Origin of the sequence: Halomicrobium mukohataei DSM 12286 (assembly GCF_000023965.1) — an archaeon.
GTDB lineage: Archaea > Halobacteriota > Halobacteria > Halobacteriales > Haloarculaceae > Halomicrobium > Halomicrobium mukohataei.
Genome location: NC_013202.1, coordinates 2164854 through 2185083 on the forward strand (window position 1 = coordinate 2164854; position 20230 = coordinate 2185083).

Below are 20230 nucleotides of genomic sequence, written 5' to 3' on the forward strand. Positions count from 1 at the left end.
GACAGCCGTCTGACGCGAGTCAGACGGCCAGCAAACCTTTTTGACGCACCCCAGCAAAAGGAAAATGATGAGCGCGTTGCGCGAGTTCCTCGACGACATCGTCGCCGACACCGACGCGGTGTTTCTGTTCTCTCCGAGCGCGTCGCTGTACCAGTCGTTCGAGGACGACGACACCGAGGTCGTGGTGATCGCTCCGGAAAACACGGTCGACGCGGAGACGTTCGTCGAGTTGCCCCTGGAGTTCACCAACATGGCCGACCGGATTCGCTTCGGTGTCGAAGGTGCGCTCGAACAGGAGTACGTCGAGGAAGACGCCGACGTGGTCTGTATCGGTGACGTGTTCGACGACACGCCGGATTCGATCGTTCGCGTCCAGGTCGCCGAGTTTTCCCCCTCCGGCGTCTACGGGCTGTTCGTCAACTCCCGAGCGGAGCCGTCGGTCATCAACGACGTACTGGACGTGGCGATCGAACTCGGGAAGAAAGGACAGAAGGGAAAGCCGGTGGGCGCGCTGTTCGTCGTCGGCGACGCCGGCAAGGTGATGAACAAGTCCCGCCCGCTGTCGTACAATCCCTTCGAGAAGTCCCACGTCCACGTCGGCGATCCGATCGTCAACGTGATGCTCAAGGAGTTCTCCCGGCTCGACGGTGCCTTCGTCATCTCGGACGGCGGCAAGATCGTCTCGGCCTACCGGTACCTCGAACCGTCCGCAGAGGGGGTCGACATTCCGAAGGGGCTGGGCGCTCGCCACATGGCCGCCGGTGCCGTCACCAGAGACACCAACGCCATCGCCATCGTCCTCTCTGAGAGTGACGGACTCGTCCGGGCGTTCAAGAGCGGTGAGTTGATACTCGAGGTCGATCCGGAGGAGTACTGATGCAGTTGGACTGGCCGGCGATCGTCCGCAGTCTGTTCTCGCGTGAAGCCGTGACGGCGGTCGCGATCAGTATCCTCGTCCTCGGGGTGTTACTGGCGTATCTCTCGTGGCGGTACATGCACTACTTCCTCAGCGACGCCGGCATCGACGAGGCCGTCGAGGGGACGGCGTTCGAGCGGACGGCCCAGCGGTTCGGAACGTCGACCGTCGGGCTGATCGCCACCCTCGTCGGCATCTCGATCTACATCGGCGCGATGCTGCTCGCCGGGGCCGTCTCACAGCGGTTCCGGGACGTGTCGCTGTGGTCACCGTTCGTCGCCTACCTGCCGAATCTCTTCGTGGCGCTGTTTGCCCTCATGATCGGGCTCATCGCCGGAGACAAGGCGAAGCTCTCGGTCGGCGAGAAGTTCCGGAGCATCAAGCTACCGGAGGCGGAACTGCTCCCCGAACTGGTCAAGTACAGCATCATCTTTCTGGCCGGACTCGTCGCGCTCGGCCAGCTCGGGGTCGCGACGGAGGCGCTGTTGATCCTGCTCGCCGCCTACGCGTTCGGTCTCGTGTTCCTCGGTGGACTGGCGTTCAAACAGCTGCTGTCGGCCGGGGCTGCGGGCGTGTATCTCGTCCTCAGCCAGCCGTACAGCATCGGCGACGAGGTCCGCATCCAGGGCCAGCAGGGCATCGTCCAGGAGGTCGACGTCTTCGTCACCCATATCGAGAGCGAGGGCGAGGAGTACGTCGTCCCCAACGATCAGGTGTTCGCTGGCGGGATCGTCCGGATCCGCGGCTAGTCGTTTTCCGACCGGCCGAGCAGGTCACGCAGCTGCTGTCTGTCGACCGTCCCCGACTGTGTCCTGGGTAGCGCATCGACCAGCGTGACGGTCTTCGGGACGGCGAAGTCCGCGAGATCGTCTGCGACTGCCTCGATCACCGCAGGGGCCGTGAGTTCGTCCGTCACGGGGACGACTGCTGCGGCCACGCGCTGGCCCCACTCCTCGTCCGGGACGCCGACGACCGCCGCGGTTTCGACGGCCGGCAGTCGCTCGATGGTGCGTGCGACGCGTGCCGGCCGGACGTTCTCGCCGCCCGTCACGATCATGTCGTCGACGCGGCCGACGACGAAACAGCGACCGTCGTCGTCGCGGTAGCCCAGATCACCCGTCCGGAACCCCCGCTCGTCGAAGGCGTCTGCCGTCTGGCTCTCGTCGAGGTAGCCCGGCGTCACTGTCGGTCCCGAGACGACCAGCTCGCCCACTTCACCGGGCCGGCACGCATCGCCGTCGTTCAGGACGGTGACGGTCGTGCCGTCCAGCGGTCGCCCGACGGTCTCGGGCTGGTCGAAGGCCTCTGACGGCGTCGCGGTCGTGATCTGTGACGCCGTTTCCGTCGTTCCGTAGGTGGGGTACACCGGCACCTCGGCGTCCCTGCAACGCTCGATCAGCGCCGGCCGTGCGGGAGCCCCGCCCAGCAGGACGAACCGGAGCCCGTCGGCCGGCCGCCACCCCTCGTCGAGGAGCCGCGTGAGCATCGTCGGGACCAGCGAGACGCCGGTGATCGACGCCGCCCCGAGGACGCGTGCGGTCTCGGCCGGGTCGAACGACCGCTGTAGCACCGTCGTGGTGCCGTACAGCGTCGAGCGGACGAGCGGAGCCAGTCCGCCCATGTGATACATCGGCAGACAGACGAGCCAGCGGTCGCTCGCAGAGACGCCGAGTCGGTGGGCCGAGCCGACGGCGCTGGCGATGAGGTTCCCCCGCGTCAGCCGGACCCCCTTCGGCGTGCCGGTCGTTCCGGAGGTAAAGAGGACGAGCCGGTCGGTACCGGCGTCTGCTTCGGCGGGCGACCCGGCGGGCTCGGTCGGTTCGAGGCGTCGTACGTCTCCGGCCGACGGCTCTCCGATCGAACAGACGGTGGCCTCCGGAGGGGCGACCGCACGGGCCGTCGACTCGGTGGCGGGCGAACAGAGCACCGCGTCGACACCTGCCGTGGTGGCCTGGCGGGCGACGGTCTCGGTCGCCTCGCGGACGTTCAGGGGCACCGCGACACCGTTCCGGCGGGCGATCGCGAACAGCGCCGTCGCGAACGCCGGTCCCGTCGGGAGTACGAGCCCGATCCGGGGCGCTGGCTCGTCGACCAGCGTCGCCAGCCCGCCACGCCACGCCTCGACTCGGCTGTCGAACTCCGCGTAGGTCCACGTGTCCCCGCCGTCCGTGTCGATCAGTGCCGTCGCGTCGGGGGTCGCGCTGGCACGCTCGCACAATAGGTCGTTCGACCGTTCGGGGAGCGGGTTCTCGACTGGCCACTCCTCGGGCTCGGGCAGCGTCACCATCCGACCTCCTCGGGATCGACGCCGAGGCCGTCGCCGTCCGGGACGGCGATGCGGCCGTCGCTCACCGGGGCCGGATCGTCCGTCAGGTCGTCCGCGAGCGCGTCGGCGGTCGCGAGCCCGCAGGGGTCGACGGCCGGAATCGCGGCCGCGACGTGGACCGCCGCCGCCCGCGCGACGGCGGCGTCGATCGTCGTCGTCACCACCGGCTCGATACCCGACTCTCGGGCCCGCATCGCGATCGTGTGGGCGTTGCCGGGGCCGCCAAGCACCATCGGCTTGAGGATCACGGCGTCGACGTCGGCGGCCAGCACCTCGGCCGCCGTGTGCTCGCAAAAGCCCTCGTCGATGGCAACGCCGACGGCCTCGTTCCCGAGGGCTGCGTGGCCGTCGAGATCGGTGGCCGGCAGCGGCTGCTCGACGTAGGAGACGCCCAGCGGGGCGAACGCCTCGAACGCCCGCCGGGCGCTGTCTCGGTCCCACGCGCCGTTGGCGTCGACTCTGATCGTCACGTCGTCTCCGACGGCAGCACGGACCGACCGCACGCGCTCGACGTCGTCTTCGACCGAGCGTACGCCGGCTTTCAGCTTCAGGCAGTCGAACCCGTCGTCGACTGCCGCTCTGGCCGCCCGCGTCGTCTCTGCGACGCTCTCGTCGCCGACCGTCGCGTTCACCGGCACCGAACCGGTCTCGGCGTCCGGATCGAACCACCGAGCGAGGGCCACGCCGTCGGCGCGGGCGTCGGCGTCGAGCAACGCCGTCGCGATGCCGTGGCGCGCCGCCGGCACCGTCGCCGCGTCCAGTTCCAGCAACGCCGCGCTGTGGCCACGCTCCGCGTAGGTCTCCAGTGCCGTCGTCAGCGCCGCCTCACAGTCGTCGAGTGACTCCGTCCAGCCGGGCAACGGCGTCGCCTCGCCGACGCCGACCGCTCCGCGGTGCTCGAACCCGACGACGAATCCCTCTCGGGACTCGATCCGGCCGTGGGCAGTCGACAGCGGCGTCGCGAGCGGGAGCGTAAATCGGTTCAGTGTCATGCTGTCAGTGCGAGGCCGAGGGCGAACAGTACCGAGTGGGCGAACACCGTCTGGCCGACCCGTTCGAGGGCCGGATTGAGCGCCTCTCCGTCGGTGCGACGCAGGACCGTCTTCGACACGGAGACCGCAAGCGGCAGCGAGAGGAGCGGGGCCAGCGCCGGGAGACCGAACGCGCCGTCGAGAGCGAAGCCGATCGGGACGACGTAGGCCATCCCCACGAGCGCCAGGAACTCCAGTCGGCTGAAGCGGTAGCCGAACATGACGGCGAGCGTTCGCTTGCCGGCCTCGGCGTCGGTCTCGCGGTCGCGGACGTTGTTCACGACGAGGATCGCCGTCGAGAGGCCCGCGGCGGGGAGGCTGGCCACCACCGCCGTCGCGAGGCCGATCTCCGAGGGGAGCCACGTCGGGAACAGGCCGGCGTCGCTGGTGGCCACCGCCTGGACGTAGTAGGTACCGGTGACGGCCACGACGCCGAAGTAGACGAACACGAACAGGTCTCCCAGTCCGCGATAGCCGTAGGGGTAGGGCCCGCCGGTGTAGAGGATCCCGGCGGCGATGCTCGTCAGGCCGACGACGAGGATCGGCACGCCACCGACCGCGACGAGGTAGACGCCGACGACCACCGCGAATCCGTACGCGGCGGCCATCGCGTACTTGACCTGTTGGGCGGGGATGAGACCGCCCGCGGTCACTCGCGTAAAGCCCTCCCGGTCGTCCGTATCTGCGCCGTTGACCGCGTCGTAGTAGTCGTTCGCGAAGTTCGTCCCGATCTGGAGGAGCAACGCCCCCGCCAGCGCTGCCAGCCACGGAAGCGGCGCGAACACGCCGTCGTGGAGTGCCAGTCCGGCCCCGACGATCACGGGTGCCGAACCGGCCGGCAACGTCTGCGGGCGGGCGGCCATCACCCAGGCTCTCCGTTTGGACACGTCCGCCGTCGCCGTACTCATTGCTCCGTATTCGGGCTGGGAGGCCCAAAGCGACTGCGGTTCGCCCGGGTCGGGAGCGACACGATCGGACGCGGCGTCGCGGTGGGACGCCCCCGTGACACGGATGTCACCCGGTAACTGCAATGTCGCCAAATCGATATATGCGGCACCGGCGTAGCTGGTAACGTGATGAAAGTAGATAACTTCACGAAACGTCGATGCAGGGTGGTCGCATGATCCCGCTTCAGTCGGAGCTCTTCGCCAGCGCCGGCAGTGGCGAGCTGTTCTTGCTCGCACGCCTCCTCTTTGGCGGCGTCCTCGCGTTCATGGGGATGAACCACTTCACGAACACGGCGGACATGGTCGGTTACGCCCAGTTCAAGGGCCTGCCGGCCCCGAAGCTCTCCGTCGTCGGTTCGGGCGGCCTGCTCCTGTTCGCGGGGGCGGGGATCGCCGTCGGCGCGTTCCCGGTGCTGTCGGGCTTCGCGCTCGGGCTGTTCTTGCTGCTGTCGGGCGTCGCGATGCACGACTTCTGGTCGATGGACGACCCCGAAGAACGGCAAAACGAGATGACGAGCTTCCTGAAGAACCTGTTCGGTGCCGGCGGCGCGTTCGCGTTCGCAGCCCTCGGTGCGATCGCCTGGCCCTACAGCGTCGGGCTGGCGCTGTTCTAGATCGCTGGCTCGCGTCGGGTGGCGAAATCGGTCACAGATGGACAGCCGACAGTATCAGTAGTGCCAGGGATAGTCGTCGAAGTCCGGGTCCCGTCCCTCGTTGAACGCGTCCCGCCCCTCCTGGGCTTCGTCGGTCATGTACGCCAGCCGCGTCGCCTCACCGGCGAACACCTGCTGGCCGACCATCCCGTCGTCGGTCGCGTTAAAGCCGTACTTCAGCATTCGCATCGCAGTCGGTGACTTACCGTTCATCCGTTCGGCCCACTCCAGTGCCGTCGCCTCCAGTTCCTCGTGGGGGACGGCCTCGTTGACCATCCCCATGTCGGCCGCCTCCGCGGCGTCGTAGGTTTTCCCGAGGAAGAACACCTCGCGCGCCTTCTTCTGGCCGACCTGCTTGGCGAGATACGCCGAGCCGAAGCCGCCGTCGAAACTCCCCACGTCGGGATCCGTCTGGAGGAACTTCGCGTGGTCGGCGCTGGCGATGGTCATGTCACAGACGACGTGCAGCGAGTGGCCGCCGCCGACGGCCCACCCCGGGACGACGGCGACGACGGGTTTGGGGATGTGGCGAATCTGGCGCTGCACTTCGAGGATGTGGAGGCGGCCGACGTTGTCGGGTGCGTCCTCGCGAGACCCATCGAGCGAGGGCTCGTCGGTCGCGTCGCTGCCGACGGCGTCCTCGCTCCCGATATCTTCGTCCGCTTTGTACTCGTAGCCAGACTCACCACGGATCGACTGGTCGCCGCCCGAGCAGAACGCCCAGCCGCCGTCTTTGGGCGAGGGGCCATTGCCCGTCAAGAGGACACAGCCCACGTCGGTCAGGCGCTTGGCGTGATCCAGCGCCGTCGAGAGTTCGTCGACCGTCTCTGGGCGGAAGGCGTTGCGCACCTCGGGGCGATCGAAGGCGATGCGAACCGCGCCGGTCTCTCTCGCCCGGTGGTAGGTGATGTCCGAGAAGTCGTAGCGGTCGATCTCGGCCCACGCGTCGGGGTCGAACAACTCCGAAACCATGACCCAACGTGCGGTTTGTCGACTTAAGTAGATAACGTGACTGCGGGAATGATTACTTCGATAGGTACTCACTCACCTCTGAGTCATCAAGCCGAGTGAGTGCATTCGACAGAATTATATAGACCAAATATAGATCTATACTTACCAATTGAGCTGCGATGTTTCCAATAGTTGTTCACTTAATACACATTCAATGGTTATTATTCTCTATTCAACAGTAAATTCCTCAGCAATTGCTTGAACTCTCCTCTCTTCATTGATACCGAAGTAAATAAATCTGTATGTACCTTTAATTATATTCTGACAAAGAGTCAGGCCATCCATACTATGTTTCATGCCTTCCCTGGATAGATTGAATTCCCATGTAAAACCACTGCCTGGCTTGTGAATCTTTTCTACACTTGTCCATAGAATTTGCTCTTTGGATTCGTAAATCGGATGCCACTCTGAGCCTATTTTCTTTTCTATTGTATATTTCCCATTATGCCCAGTTCCTTTCTCAGAATTGCTTATGTTTACGAGTGATATAGCTATATCATCTCCTAGGCTTACACTATCTCTGTTCGATTGAATTTGCAAACCATTGTGTTCTGAATACACAACATTATCAACGCGCTCAAACCGGTCAACTTCCGAGCAGTTTGGAGTCCCATTATTGTCTGCGTTTGTACCTCGGTCAGTATCTTTGATTGGTGTATTGTCCCTCATACTCGGAGTATTATTTGTAGATATACATCCTGAAATAAGGACACTTCCTGTACAAATTTGGGCTACGAACTTCCTTCGGTCCATACCAAAGCCAACACTCCAAATTCATATATATTTTCTTTATGCTCTACTATCAACAAAATGGCAGCCATGGTAATAGCTCGAAAGGGGTAGAGTAACTGACGTACTTATTTGATTTTATCTTCTCGGTGCTGGATGTTTGCCGAGTTTGGTTTCAGTTTATACTTCGTCGAACGAGTCGAATCGAAGATTCGCCGGCTCGATCCGGCTTACTCAGCCGGATCGAACACCGATAGACTCACTCCGTTCGTCTATCCAGCACGACGAAGCTCCACTTCGTTACGCTTCGTCGAACGAGTCGAATCGAAGATTCGCCGGCTCGATCCGGCTTACTCAGCCGGATCGAACAGCGTCTCGCCGTCGACCATGTGTTCCTCGACGGCGTCCATGTCCAGCGTGAGGCCGAGGCCGGGCTCTTCGGGGATCTCGATGTAGCCGTTCTCGATGACGGACTCCTCGACCAGCTCCTCCCACCAGCCAAGCTCGTAGCTGTGGTACTCGACGGCCAGGGAGTTCGGGATGGCGGTGCCCACGTGGGCGCTCGCCATCGTCGCGATCGGGGAGGAGACGTTGTGCATCGCGACGGGGATGTAGTACTGGTTGGCCGCGTCGGCGATCTTCTGGGTCTCGCGCATGCCGCCGACCTTCGGGAGGTCGGGCGCGATGATGTCGACGGCCTGGTTCTCGATCAGGCGGCGTTCCTCGGTGACTCGATAGCGGTTCTCACCGACGGTGATCGGCGTCTTCGTGGACTTGGTGACCTCTTCCTGAACTTCGAGGTTCTCCGGCGGGACGGGGTCTTCGAGCCACCACACGTCGTACTCCTCGATGGCGTCGGCCAGTCGCTTGCCGGAGCCACCGGAGAACGTCCAGTGGCAGTCGAAGGCCACGTCGGCCTCGTCTTTGACTTCCTCGGTGACCTTCTCGACGATCTCGGCCTTGTGGCGGATCTCGCCCGGCCGGAGGTGGCGGTTGGCGCGGTCTTTCTCCAGGCCGCTGGGCACGTCGAGGTCGAACTTCAGGGCGTCGTACCCGAGTTCGTCGACGACGCGGCGGGCCTCGTCGGCACAGGCGTCCGGGTCTGCCTCTTCCTCGGTGTGACAGTCACAGTAGACGCGCACTTCGTCTCGGTACTTCCCGCCCAGCAGCTGGTACGCGGGCACTTCGAGGATCTTGCCGGCGAGGTCGTGCAGCGCGATCTCGATCCCGGCGATGGCCGTGACGGTGATACCTTCGACGGAGCCCTCGCCGGACATCTTCTGAATGAGGTGCTCGTAGAGGCGGTCGATGTCCAGCGGGTTTTCGCCGATGACGAAGGGCTTCATCCGTTCGATGAGCTCCGGCACGCCGGCTCCCCAGTAGGCCTCACCGGTGCCGACGACGCCCGCGTCGGTGTAGATACGCACGAGCGTCCACGGGAAGTTGCCGTCGACCATCGTCGTCTGAACGTCCGTGATCTCGACGTCACGGCCGCCGCCGCGTTTGGCGGTGACGCCCATCGTCTCGGCGGACAGCTCTCGCATCGTGTACTCCGCGTTCGGGTCGTGCAGATCCGCGTAATCGATGTCGTTTCCCATGTCCGAACGTTCCGACTGACCCCTAAAAAGATATTCCATCGAGTTTCCCCACCGTCCACGCCGACAGCCAGCTGAATTATCAGCACCTGAAATGGGACCGTACATCACTTTATACTCCACGATGTATGTGACACAAGACCATGTGTCGGGCCGAGGGAACCCTCTCGAAAACGTGTTACCCATGATGAACGAACTCACTTCGAAACGGGGTGTTGCATTCGCCATCGGCGGACAGTTCTGTCACGCACTGTATCAGATACTCCTCGCCGCCGTCGCACCGAGCGGTCTGTACGTCCCACTGGCGGTGCTTGGCGTCGTCGCTGCCGGCGGGGGTGGCGTCTACTCCGTCCGGCAACTGTCCGGACGGCTGCACGATCTGACCGACGAGGTCGAGGCTCTCAGGGCCGAAACGGAGGCGATCGAATCACGCCGGTCGACGCTCGAAGCGGAGCTACAGTCGATCCGAGACGAGCTCGAAACGGCTCGCTCCTCGCTTCCAGAGACCGCGGGCGAGGCGGCCGCTACGCCCGACGGCGGCGTCGCCGCACAGAACGCCGCGACGATCGAAGAACTGGACGATTACATCGCCCGCAGCTGCGAGATCCTCGACGCCGCCAGTGAGGGGCGGCTCGGACAGCGAATGGCGACGGATACGCCGTCGGACGCGCTGAACGAACTGGGGGTGGAGTACAACGAGATGGCCCAGACGTTCGAGCAGACGATCCGTGCCGGCGGCGACTTCGCCGGAGACGTGGCCGGCTCCAGCGAGCAGGTCACCGCGGCGACGCAGGCGGTCAAGGACGCGAGCAGCAACGTCGCGGAGTCGGTCCAGGAGATCGCCGACGTATTCTACGAACAACACGAGCAGATCTCACAGATCAGCGACGAGATGGGCGAGATGTCGGCCACGATCGAGGAGATCGCGGCCTCCTCGAACGAGGTCGCCGAGATGGCCGACAAGACCGAAAAGCGCACCGTCGAGGGGATCGAGTCCGGGCGCGAGGCCCGGGAAGCGATGGACGAGACCACGGAGCGAACGGAGGACGTGGTCGAGTCGATCGAGGAGCTCAACGATCAGATGGACGAGGTCGGCCAGATCGTCGACCTCATCGACGACATCGCCGAGCAGACCAACATCCTCGCACTGAACGCCTCGATCGAGGCCGCACACGCCTCTTCGGGAGCGAACAACAACGGGTTCGGCGTCGTCGCAGACGAGGTCAAGTCCCTGGCAGAACAGACCAAAGACGCGACCAACCAGATCGAGAGCCTGATGGACGAGATTCAGGACCAGACCGAGCAGGCGGCCGACGAGATCCAGGCGATGCAGGGCTCCGTCGAGAAGGGGCGGACGACCGTCGAGCAGAACCTCGAATCGCTGGAGTCGATCATGGAGCACGTCCAGCGGACCTCCAGCGGCGTCAAGGAGATCAGCGACGCGTCCGACGACCAGGCCGCCAGCTCGGAAGAGGTCGCGTCCATCGCCGACGACGCCGCCGAAACGTCCCGCGAGAACGTCGAAGAGGCCGAACACGTCGCCGCCGTCGCCGAAGAGCAGAACCTCGCGCTCGGCGAGATGTACGTCAACGTCAAGATGCTGTCCATGCGCTCTCAGCAGCTCTCGACGCTGTTCGATCGCTACTCCATCGAGGAGTGACGCCGGCCGCGTGACCCCGCCGCCATGGTTTTATTACAACGACCATTGTAAACTCGTTCATGGACGTAGGTGTACTCACCGTCCCGCTTGGTGACCAGTCTCTCGAAGACGCACTCTCCTATCTCGACGGCGTCGGCGTCGACGCCGTCGAGCTCGGCTGTGGGGGCTTCCCCGGCGACGACCACCTGCCACGCGAGCGGTACCTCGACGACGAGGACGCACAGGCCGAACTGCACGCCCTGCTCGACGAGTACGAGATGCGAGTCAGCGCGCTCGCGACGCACAACAACCCGCTCCACCCGGACGACGAGCGCGCGGCCCGCGCCGACACCGAACTCCGCGAGGCGATCACGCTGGCCGACCAGCTCGGCGTCGACGCCGTGACGTGTTTCTCCGGGCTGCCGGCGGGGAGCGACGCCGGCACGGTCCCCAACTGGATCACCGCGCCGTGGCCCAACGAACACGCCGAGGCCCTGGCGTACCAGTGGGAACTGGCCGTCGACTACTGGTCGGATCTGGCCGAGCACGCGGCCGACCACGACGTGCAGATCGCCATCGAGATGCACCCCAACATGCTCGTCTACGAGCCCCACGGACTGCTGGACCTGCGCGAGATGACCAACGAGCACGTCGGCGCGAACTTCGACCCCTCACACCTGTACTGGCAGGGAATCTCGATCACGGACGCGATCCGACTGCTGGGCGAACGCGACGCCATCCACCACTTCCACGCCAAGGACACGAAAGTCTACGAGGAGCGCGCCCGCACGCGGGGCGTGCTCGACACGACAGCCTACACCGACGAGCTGGAGCGCTCGTGGCTGTTCCGCTCGGTCGGCTACGGCCACGGTGAAGACCACTGGCGCGACGTAGTTTCGACGCTCCGGATGGTGGGCTACGACGGCGCGCTCTCGATCGAACACGAGGACTCGCTGACCTCCGCCAACGAGGGCCTGGAGAAAGCCGTCGACCTCCTCGACGACGTGATCTTCGAGACGACGCCCGGCGAGGCCCACTGGGTGTAGGCTGTCGCTGCTCCGGCGTTGGCCAGCGGTCGCTGGGGGTTTCTTTCATACGGATTATTGTAGCGATTTACCGGTGATCGTCGCCACGGAGTAGACGATCACCGGTAAGCAACTACAAGAAACCGTATCAGCGCCACGCTTATTGGAGCGCTCTGTGAACCCCGGCGCAGGTGATACGATGGAGTTCGAACTCACACACCGCCCGTCCTACACGCACGTCGTCGTCGAACTCGGCAGCGGCGAGACGATCCTCGCCGAGCCCGGTGCGATGACGACCCACTCCTCCAACATTTCGATGGACACGACGACGAGCAACGAGGGGCTACTCAGCTCCGCGAAGTCGATGCTCGGCGGCGAGTCCTTCTTCGCCAACGAGTTCACCGCGGAGGGTGGCACCGGCACGGTCACGCTCGCCCCGCCCACGCCCGGCGACGTGATGCAGTACGAGCTGTCCGACGAGACCATCTACGCGGTCGACGGCGCGTGGCTGGCTTCCGAGCCGTCGATCTCGATCGAGACCGAGTTCGGCGGCCTCAAGTCGATGCTCGCCGGGGCCAGCATCACGCCGCTGACCCTCGAAGGCACCGGCACCGTCTTCGTCGAGGCCTTCGGCGGTCTCGAATCGATCGAGCTCGGGGCCGGCGAGACCTACCACGTCGACAACGAGAACGTCGTCGCCTGGGACGGCTCCGTCGACTTCGACGCCCGTCGCCCGGACGGGGTCAAGTCGACGCTGCTCAGCGGTGAGGGACTCGTCTTCGAGTTCACCGGACCGGGGACGGTCTGGTACCAGACCCGCGGACTCAACGCCTTCGCCTCGGCGGTCGCGGAGCTGCTCCCCGGCGGTGACAGTGGCGGCGGCAACAGCGACAGCGGCGTCGACGTCGACGACTTCCTGTAACTCTCGTCGTCGCCCGCTGGCGTGTCCGAGGACAAGAACTATACTGGCCAGGGGGCGAACCCCCGAGTGTGACACTCGACATCGGCATTCTGGGCTATCGGTTCATGGGCAAGGCCCACTCGAACGCGCTCGACCGCCTGCCCATGTTCTTCGAGGACGCACCGCAGACGAATCGAGACGTGCTGGTGGGCCGCGACGAGGCGGCGCTCGCGGACGCCGCCGACACGCTCGGCTTCGACCGGACCGCCACTGACTGGCGCGAGGTCGTCGACGAGGTCGACGCGTTCTACAACCTCGGACCGAACCACGTCCACGCCGAGCCCTCGATCGCGGCACTGGAAGCGGGCACGCCGGTCCTCTGTGAGAAGCCCCTCGCGCCCACGCTCGCCGGGGCCGAGGAGATGGCCGACGCCGCCAGCGAAGCGGGCGTCACCGCCGGCACGGCCTTCAACTACCGGTTCGTACCGGCACTCCAGTACGCGCGGAACCTGATCGACGACGGCGAACTCGGCGAGATCCACCACTTCCGCGGACGCTATCTCCAGGACTGGCTCGTCGATCCCGAGGCCCCCTGGAGCTGGCGCAACGACGCGGAGATGGCCGGCAGCGGCGCGCTGGGCGATCTCGGTGCCCACACCGTCGACCTCGCGCACTTCCTGCTCGGCGACACCGCGGGCGACATCGAACGGCTCAGCGGACACCTCCGGACGTTCGTCGACGAGCGCCCGGTCGAAGCAAGCGAGGGCGAGACTCGTCCGGTCACCGTCGACGACGCTTACAGCGCCCAGGTCGAGTTCGAGTCGGGCGCGATGGGCACGCTGGAGGGCTCGCGCTTCTCGAACGGTCACAAGAACGACCACACGATCGAGATCGAGGGCTCGGAGGGCAGCCTGCGGTTCTCTCTCGAACGGCTCAACGAACTGGAGCTCAAACGCGGGGACAATCGCGGCTTCGAGACGATCCTGGTGACTGACGCCGACGACCCCTACGTCGAGCACTGGTGGCCGCCGGGTCACGTCATCGGCTGGGAACACACCTTCGTCCACGAGAACTACGAGTTCCTCACCGCCGTCCGGGACGGCACCGACTACGAACCGAGCTTCGAGGACGGGCTCCGCGCCCAGCGGGTCCTCGACGCGATCGAGCGCAGCGACGAGCTCGGGGAGTGGGTGAGCGTCGAATGACCGACGTGACCGTCGCACCGCTGCTGGATCGGCTGGACGACTACCTCGAACGGGAGGGACTCGAAGCGGTCTGGTTCGCGCGGCCGAACTCCTTCGCGTGGCTCACCGGCGGCGGGAACAACGTCGTCGATCGCGCGACCGACATCGGGGTCGCCGCGGTGGGCTACGACGGCGACGAGCGGACCGTCGTGACGAACAACATCGAGGGCCAGCGGCTGATCGACGAGGAGGTCGGTGACGTGCCCGTCGAGACCGTCCAGTGGTACGAGGACGGCGTCGCCGAGGCGATCCGCGCACACAGCCCGACCCCCGCGGCCGCCGACTTCGAGGTCGAGGGGTTCGACACCGTCGAAGCGCGCGATCTGCGACAGCCCCTGACGGCCGACCAGATCGAGCAGTACCGTTCGCTGGCCGTCGACGCGACGAGGGCGTTCGAGAGCGTCCTGCGCGAGGCCAGTAGCGACGCGACCGAACGGGCGGTCACGGCCGACATCCACCGCGAACTCGAAGCGGAGGGCATCTGGGCTCCCGTCGTGCTCGTCGGTGGGAGCGAGCGCGCACCGGCGTACCGACACTACACGTCGACGGACACGGAACTGGGTGACTACGCGCTGGCGAGCATCACGGCGATGCGAGACGGCCTGTTCGTCAGCACCTCCCGGACGATCGCGTTCGACGCGCCGGAATGGCTGGCCGAACGGACCGAAGACGCCGCCCGCGTCGAGACCACGGCGCTGGCGGCGACCCGGCGCGTCGGCCGCGAGAGTGGGACTGCCGGCGACGTGTTCGCGGCCGTCCAGGACGCCTACGCCCAGCTTGGCTGGGCAGGCGAGTGGGAGAACCACCACCAGGGCGGTGCGGCCGGCTTCGCCGGTCGCGAGTGGATCGCGACGCCCACCCACGACGCACCGGTCCACCTGCCGATGGCGTACTCGTGGAACCCGACGGTCCAGGGAGCAAAGAGCGAGGACACGCATCTGGTGACCGACGAGAGCGTCGAGCCCATCTCGGTGACCGGTGAGTGGCCCCGGACGACGGTCTCGGCCGTCGGGACCGACCTGACGCTCGACCGCCACGACGTGCTCCACTTGTAGCTCCGGGCCGACATTCTTTTACAACCACTGTTGTATCTATTGCAAACGTCTAAGTACCCCCTCTCCAGTCGTCTTGATATGGCACAGGAACGCACCTGGTGGAAGGAGGCGGTCGTCTACCAGATCTACCCCCGAAGCTTCTACGACGCGGACGGCGACGGGATCGGTGACCTACAGGGCGTCATCGAGAAACTGGACTACGTCGCCGATCTCGGCGTCGACGTCATCTGGCTCAACCCCGTCTACGACTCTCCCCAGCGTGACAACGGCTACGACATCAGCGACTATCGGTCGATCGACGAGACGTTCGGCGACATGGACACCTGGCGTCGACTGCTCGACGAGATCCACGCCCGCGACATGCGCCTCGTGATGGATCTCGTCGTCAACCACACGTCGGTCGACCACGAGTGGTTCCAGCGATCGCGACGCGGCGATCCGGAGTACGAGGACTTCTACCACTGGCGAGAGACCGAAGACGGCGAGCCGCCCAACAACTGGGACTCCTTTTTCGGCGGATCGGCGTGGGAACGCGACGCGGTCAGGGACGAGCAGTATCTCCACCTCTACGACACGAGCCAGCCGGACCTGAACTGGGCCAACGAAGCCGTTCGCGAAGCGGTCTACGAGATCGTCGACTGGTGGTTCCAGCAGGGGATCGACGGCTTCCGCATGGACGTGATCAACCTCCTCTCGAAGGCCGAGGGGCTCCCCGACGGCGACCCCGACAGCGAGTGGGTCGGCTCCGAGCACTTCGTCGACGGACCCGAACTGCTCGACTACCTCGTGGAACTCGAAGAGCGGGTCCTGTCGAACTACGACGGGCTGACCGTCGGGGAGATGCCCCAGTTGACCGTCGAGCAGGCACGGACCTACGCGGGGGCCGACGGCCCGCTGGACCTGGCCTTTCACTTCCAGCACACGAAACTCGACTACGGACCGGACGGGCGTTGGTCGGTCGGCGAGTGGGACCTGACCGAGCTCAAGGCGATCACGGACCGCTGGCAGACCGAACTCGCCGAGGACGGCTGGAACGCGCTCTACTGGGAGAACCACGACCAGCCCCGCGTCGTCTCTCGCTACGGCGATCCCGACGAGTACCGCCGGGAGTCGGCCACGATGCTGGGGACGTTCGTGCTCACGCTCCGGGGCACGCCGTTCGTCTACCAGGGCCAGGAGCTCGGGATGACGAACGCGCCGTTTCCGACGATCGACGATCTCCGTGACGTGGACGCGATCAACCACGCTCGCGAGCTGATGGCAGCGCGCGACTGCGAGTACGACGCGGTCAGGTCGATCGTCGAGTACCGCACCCGCGACAACGCGCGGACGCCGATGCAGTGGTCCGACGACGACCACGCGGGCTTTACCGACGGCGAGCCCTGGATCGACGCGAACCCCAACTACTCCACGGTCAACGTCGAACGCGAGCGAGCCGATCCGGAGTCGGTCCTGTCGTACTACCGAGAGCTGATCGACCTGCGCTCGTCGACGCCGACGCTGATCTACGGCGAGTTCCTCGACCTGCTGCCGGACGACCGACAGGTGTACGCCTACGAGCGACGCCGCGAGGACGATCGCATCGTCGTCGTGCTGAACACGTCCGGGTCCGCGGCGTCCGTCGAACTCCCGGTCGGGGTGCCCGAAGCGTGTCTCCTCTCGAACTACGACGAGCCTCCGACGGACCTCTCGGGTGCCACCCTCCGGCCCTACGAAGCGGCCGTCTACCGCGTCTAGTCCTCGGAGCCGACCCGGATGACCTGCAGCAGCGAGTACACCGGGACGCCCTTCACGTCGCCGAGTCCCTGCTTGTCGGCCAGGACGACACAGGCGACCGGGTTCCCGCCCTGATTCCGGATCGCCTCGATCGTCTCCGTCATCGTCGTTCCGGAGGTGATCGTGTCGTCGACGACGTAGCAGTCCCGACCGCGAATCTGGGCGAAGTTCCGGGAGAACGAGCCGTCCAGCGACTGATCGCTGTCGTCGTCCCACTGGTGCTTGCTGGGTGCGTACGTCCCCAGGTCGGCGTCGAGTTCGCGGGCGACAGTCGTCGCCAGGGGCGCGCCCGCCTTCTCGATCCCCATCACGAGGTCGACCGCTTCGCCCTGCTTGAGCAGGAGGTCGGCCATCGCGGAGCCGACCGCGGCGAGGCGGCTGCTGTCCCTGCCGATCGTACTCCAGTCGACGTGGATGTCGTACGGGCCGCCGTTGGGCTCGCTCGTCGAGCCGGTGCCGGTGCCGCTCCCGCTTTGCTCGACGAGCCAGCTCGCGGTCTCCCGCGAGACGTTCAGCTCGTCGGCGATCTCGCCCTTCGAAAGGCCGTGTTCTGCCAGATCTGCCGCACTCTCGATCAGATCGTCGATGTTCTTCATGGTGGTCCATCTGACCGGGAGGGATTAATACCCAGGGGGATCTCGACGACCCCGGAACGCTCACGTCTGACGACGGTCACCGCACTCACGGCTCCGATCGTCAGACTTTTGCAACACCTGCTGTTAACTGAGAACGGCTGGGTACACAGACCGTCGTTCGCCCCCCGAGCGACGGAGGCAGACACCCTTTCCCCCCACTACATCTGCCGTTATCCCCCCCCCACACCAAACCCGGCCACCGTTCTGTAGTAGCCACCGTGGATCGGTGGCCGCCGCCGGCACGCGATCGTGCGGTCTGGGGCCACGGTCCACACTATCGCTCGTCGGACACGGACAGTCGCCGGTCATACTACCGGCTGTACATCTGTCACGGATTTCGCCACCCGGGGTGGCGAATATCTGAACGAAGGTACAGCCGGCAGTATCAGCGGGACCGTTCTGTCACTCCGGGTCGGGGAGCCGCAAGAATCGCTGTTCACACTCCGGGCAGACGAGCGTCTCGCGGGGTTTCTCGCGCGGATTCGTGTACCCGCCACAGCAGGACACCTCCGACGATCGATCGAAGGCGGTCCCACAGGCCGGACAGTCGGTGAGGAACTCTCGGAGTGGCCTGGCCATCGCGAGCCGATCCGCGGGGTCGTCGACGTGCGGTTCGAGGGCGGTGACGGCACCGAGTTCGGCGATCGCGACGTGGCGAGCGACGAGTGCGGTCTGTCCGCCGACTGCGAGCCACTCCCGTCCGTCCTGCTCGACCGGCCGTGCCGACGGCACGCTCGGTACCGACGCCAGTTCGTCCGCCAGGTCGTCGAGTGACTGGGAGGCGAGCCGGTCCATCTCGGCGTGCCAGCGGCGCTCGAAGTCCGGATCGAGATACACGCGCTCTTCGTCGGCGTCGAGCAGGCCGGCCCGTCGGAGCTCCCCGAGCAGTCGATCCCCGTCTCGGGACCGGTCCGCGATCGATCCCGGCTCGTTGGTGTCGTGGAACCACGTCGTCGGGATCGGTGACGCCGCGACCAGTCGGGGCGCGAACTGCGGGGTGTATGGAACGAGGTACCCCCGGAGCCAGATCACGACGAGTCCGACGACGAGGACGGCGGCCCCCGCGAGAGGTCGTCCGAGCACGACCACGACGTTGACGGCGAGCCACAGAATCGCGACGTTGACCAGCGTACAGGGGATACAGCGCCGCGAGCCGGTGTGTGCCGGATTCCGGAGCGCGCCGAGGAGACTCATAGCGTCGTCGACGGCTGCCAGTGGCTTCAGCGTTGTCGAAGTCGACGTTGCCCGCCGCCACCAATATTTTTAACAACTGGTGTGGTTAGTAGTTGCATGGCCATCTGGTCACTCACGCTCGACGGCCGTCTCGGTGTCGAGGAACGACGGTCGCCGTCACCGCCCCCGCGGGTTCACGCGAGTGCGCCACCGAACGGGGTGTCAATCACGGGAACGGATGCCGTACAGAACAACGAACATATAACTCATCCTCCGGAAGCGCCAGTCAAACGATGAAAGACGACGATCTCATCGACGTTCTCGAAGACGCGGGTCTGTCTCCGTACCAGGCGGAGGCCTACGTGACCCTGCTCGAACTCGGGAGCGCCTCGGCGACCGACATCGCGGACGCGTGTGACGTGCCCGATCCGCGGATCTATGACGTGCTCCGAGACCTCGAATCCAAGGGATACATCGAGACCTACCAGCAGGACAGTCTCACGGCACGCGCCCACGACCCGGAGACGGTACTCGACGACCTCCGGTCCCGATCCAGCGAGTACCTCTCGGCGGCCGAAGAGATCGAGGACCGCTGGAACCAGCCCGCCGTCGCCGAACACGAGGTGAGCATCGTCAAGCGGTTCGAGACGGTGATGAACCGCGCCCGCGAGATCATCGACAACGCCGAGAAACAGATCCAGATCGCGGTCGACGTCGACCAGTTTCACTCGCTGAAGGACGCGCTCGGGGACGCACGCGACCGGGGCGTCCACGTCAAGCTCAGCCTCTGTACTCGCGAGGGCGATCGACTGCCGTCCGAGGAAGCACTCGCGAGCGTCTGTACCGAAGCCCGCCACCGGGACACGCCCTCCCCCTTCCTCGTGCTCGTGGACCGCCGGTGGACCTGCTTTGCGCCACACAGCCAGTCGGTCAACGAGTACGGCGTCCTCGTCAGCGACCGGACCCACACGTACGTGTTCCACTGGTTCTTCCTCACCTGCCTCTGGGAGATCTGGGACACCATCTACACGCTCCGGACGCCGGAGACGCCGACGACGTACGTCGATCTCCGTCACTGCGTCCGCGACGTGGATCCGCTGCTGGATGAGGGAGCGACGATCGTCGCGACCGTCGAGGGCTACGAAACGGACACACACGAGACCGTCACCCTTCACGGTCGGATCACGCGCGTGCGGTACACGGGCGAGACCGCCGGCCGCGACCAGCAACTCCCGCTGTCACAGCTCGCGGGTCGGGTGAGTATCACGCTCGAAACCGACGACGGACCGGTCGAAGTCGGCGGGTGGGGGGCCGTCATCGAGGAGGTCGAGGCCTCGGAGATCACGATCGAGGACGTTCGCTACGATTGACATCCTCCCCGACGTGTCGATTTCTGGCTCCGGTAACCTCTTCCTAGCGATCGTTTTCACCCCCTGTTAACGCAGATTCGAAAACCAACAACGAGTTTCACGTGGAGCCCCGATTTCCGTCGGCGTTCCCCGACCATTTAAAAGTAAGTTCGCGGTTGTCGTTCTCTTCTTGTATACTATTACAAAATATATGTCTTCACAGTC

18 protein-coding genes are annotated in these 20230 nt (G+C 65.2%); 10 read left to right on the forward strand and 8 right to left on the reverse strand.

What is annotated here, in order from left to right; all coding sequences use genetic code 11:
• The first annotated feature begins 67 nt into the window (after window positions 1-67).
• Complete coding sequence (dacZ, locus tag HMUK_RS10830) at window positions 68-877, forward strand: diadenylate cyclase DacZ (RefSeq protein WP_015763201.1); 810 nt, start codon at window positions 68-70, stop codon at window positions 875-877.
• The gene (locus HMUK_RS10835) at window positions 877-1665 is read left to right on the forward strand and encodes a mechanosensitive ion channel domain-containing protein (RefSeq protein WP_015763202.1); all 789 of its coding nucleotides are present in this window, start codon (window positions 877-879) and stop codon (window positions 1663-1665) included. Before dacZ ends, HMUK_RS10835 begins: the two co-directional genes overlap by 1 nt.
• Here HMUK_RS10835 and HMUK_RS10840 read toward each other — a convergent pair.
• Genes HMUK_RS10840 through HMUK_RS10850 form a run of 3 tightly spaced genes read right to left on the reverse strand, consistent with a single transcriptional unit; the run spans window position 1662 to window position 5181 of the window.
• Window positions 1662-3203 (reverse strand): class I adenylate-forming enzyme family protein, encoded by a 1542-nt coding sequence (locus tag HMUK_RS10840; RefSeq protein ID WP_015763203.1) that lies wholly within the window; start codon window positions 3201-3203, stop codon window positions 1662-1664. The genes HMUK_RS10835 and HMUK_RS10840 overlap by 4 nt on opposite strands.
• Window positions 3197-4234 carry a mandelate racemase/muconate lactonizing enzyme family protein gene (locus tag HMUK_RS10845; protein WP_015763204.1) on the reverse strand — a complete coding sequence of 346 codons (1038 nt, stop codon included), beginning with the start codon at window positions 4232-4234 and terminating at the stop codon, window positions 3197-3199. Before HMUK_RS10845 ends, HMUK_RS10840 begins: the two co-directional genes overlap by 7 nt.
• On the reverse strand, window positions 4231-5181 hold the full coding sequence (locus HMUK_RS10850) for a 1,4-dihydroxy-2-naphthoate polyprenyltransferase (protein ID WP_015763205.1): 951 nt from the start codon (window positions 5179-5181) through the stop codon (window positions 4231-4233). Before HMUK_RS10850 ends, HMUK_RS10845 begins: the two co-directional genes overlap by 4 nt.
• Before the next feature lie 212 nt (window positions 5182-5393).
• Here HMUK_RS10850 and HMUK_RS10855 point away from each other — a divergent pair, with 212 nt between their 5' ends.
• Window positions 5394-5834, forward strand: a complete 441-nt coding sequence (locus tag HMUK_RS10855) for a DoxX family protein (protein ID WP_015763206.1) — start codon at window positions 5394-5396, stop codon at window positions 5832-5834.
• A gap of 54 nt (window positions 5835-5888) precedes the next feature.
• Here the strand turns inward: HMUK_RS10855 and HMUK_RS10860 are convergent, their stop codons facing one another.
• The 3 genes from HMUK_RS10860 to HMUK_RS10865 form a co-directional block, all read right to left on the reverse strand.
• Window positions 5889-6845: a 1,4-dihydroxy-2-naphthoyl-CoA synthase gene (locus tag HMUK_RS10860; RefSeq protein WP_015763207.1), complete on the reverse strand. Its 957-nt coding sequence runs from the start codon at window positions 6843-6845 to the stop codon at window positions 5889-5891.
• A 207-nt stretch (window positions 6846-7052) separates the two neighbouring features.
• Window positions 7053-7637, reverse strand: a complete 585-nt coding sequence (locus HMUK_RS17220; RefSeq protein ID WP_126967098.1) for a hypothetical protein — start codon at window positions 7635-7637, stop codon at window positions 7053-7055.
• A 326-nt stretch (window positions 7638-7963) separates the two neighbouring features.
• A complete protein-coding gene (locus tag HMUK_RS10865; protein WP_049940814.1) occupies window positions 7964-9211 on the reverse strand; it encodes a mandelate racemase/muconate lactonizing enzyme family protein in 1248 nt (415 codons plus the stop codon).
• 184 nt (window positions 9212-9395) lie between these two features.
• On the opposite strand from HMUK_RS10865, the gene HMUK_RS10870 reads away from it, so the two are divergent.
• The 6 genes from HMUK_RS10870 (at window position 9396) to HMUK_RS10895 (ending at window position 16809) form a co-directional block, all read left to right on the forward strand.
• Window positions 9396-10868: a methyl-accepting chemotaxis protein gene (locus HMUK_RS10870; RefSeq protein WP_223270949.1), complete on the forward strand. Its 1473-nt coding sequence runs from the start codon at window positions 9396-9398 to the stop codon at window positions 10866-10868.
• 59 nt (window positions 10869-10927) lie between these two features.
• Entirely contained in the window at window positions 10928-11893 is a 966-nt protein-coding gene (locus HMUK_RS10875) for a sugar phosphate isomerase/epimerase family protein (protein ID WP_015763210.1), read from the forward strand.
• Window positions 11894-12071: 178 nt separating this feature from the next.
• Window positions 12072-12794, forward strand: coding sequence for a TIGR00266 family protein (locus tag HMUK_RS10880; protein ID WP_015763211.1), 723 nt, complete (start codon window positions 12072-12074; stop codon window positions 12792-12794).
• Between the two features lie 68 nt (window positions 12795-12862).
• Window positions 12863-13978, forward strand: a complete 1116-nt coding sequence (locus tag HMUK_RS10885; RefSeq protein WP_015763212.1) for a Gfo/Idh/MocA family protein — start codon at window positions 12863-12865, stop codon at window positions 13976-13978.
• Window positions 13975-15072, forward strand: a complete 1098-nt coding sequence (locus HMUK_RS10890) for a M24 family metallopeptidase (RefSeq protein ID WP_015763213.1) — start codon at window positions 13975-13977, stop codon at window positions 15070-15072. Before HMUK_RS10885 ends, HMUK_RS10890 begins: the two co-directional genes overlap by 4 nt.
• 78 nt (window positions 15073-15150) lie before the next feature.
• Window positions 15151-16809: a glycoside hydrolase family 13 protein gene (locus tag HMUK_RS10895; protein WP_015763214.1), complete on the forward strand. Its 1659-nt coding sequence runs from the start codon at window positions 15151-15153 to the stop codon at window positions 16807-16809.
• Here the strand turns inward: HMUK_RS10895 and gfcR are convergent.
• Together gfcR and HMUK_RS10905 are read right to left on the reverse strand one after the other, a co-directional pair.
• Window positions 16806-17444, reverse strand: coding sequence for a transcriptional regulator GfcR (gfcR, locus tag HMUK_RS10900; protein ID WP_015763215.1), 639 nt, complete (start codon window positions 17442-17444; stop codon window positions 16806-16808). The two genes, HMUK_RS10895 and gfcR, sit on opposite strands and share 4 nt — an antisense overlap.
• A 441-nt stretch (window positions 17445-17885) precedes the next feature.
• Entirely contained in the window at window positions 17886-18677 is a 792-nt protein-coding gene (locus tag HMUK_RS10905; RefSeq protein WP_015763216.1) for a hypothetical protein, read from the reverse strand.
• 272 nt (window positions 18678-18949) lie between these two features.
• On the opposite strand from HMUK_RS10905, the gene HMUK_RS10910 reads away from it, so the two are divergent.
• A complete protein-coding gene (locus HMUK_RS10910; protein ID WP_015763217.1) occupies window positions 18950-20026 on the forward strand; it encodes a TrmB family transcriptional regulator in 1077 nt (358 codons plus the stop codon).
• Window positions 20027-20230 lie beyond the last annotated feature (204 nt).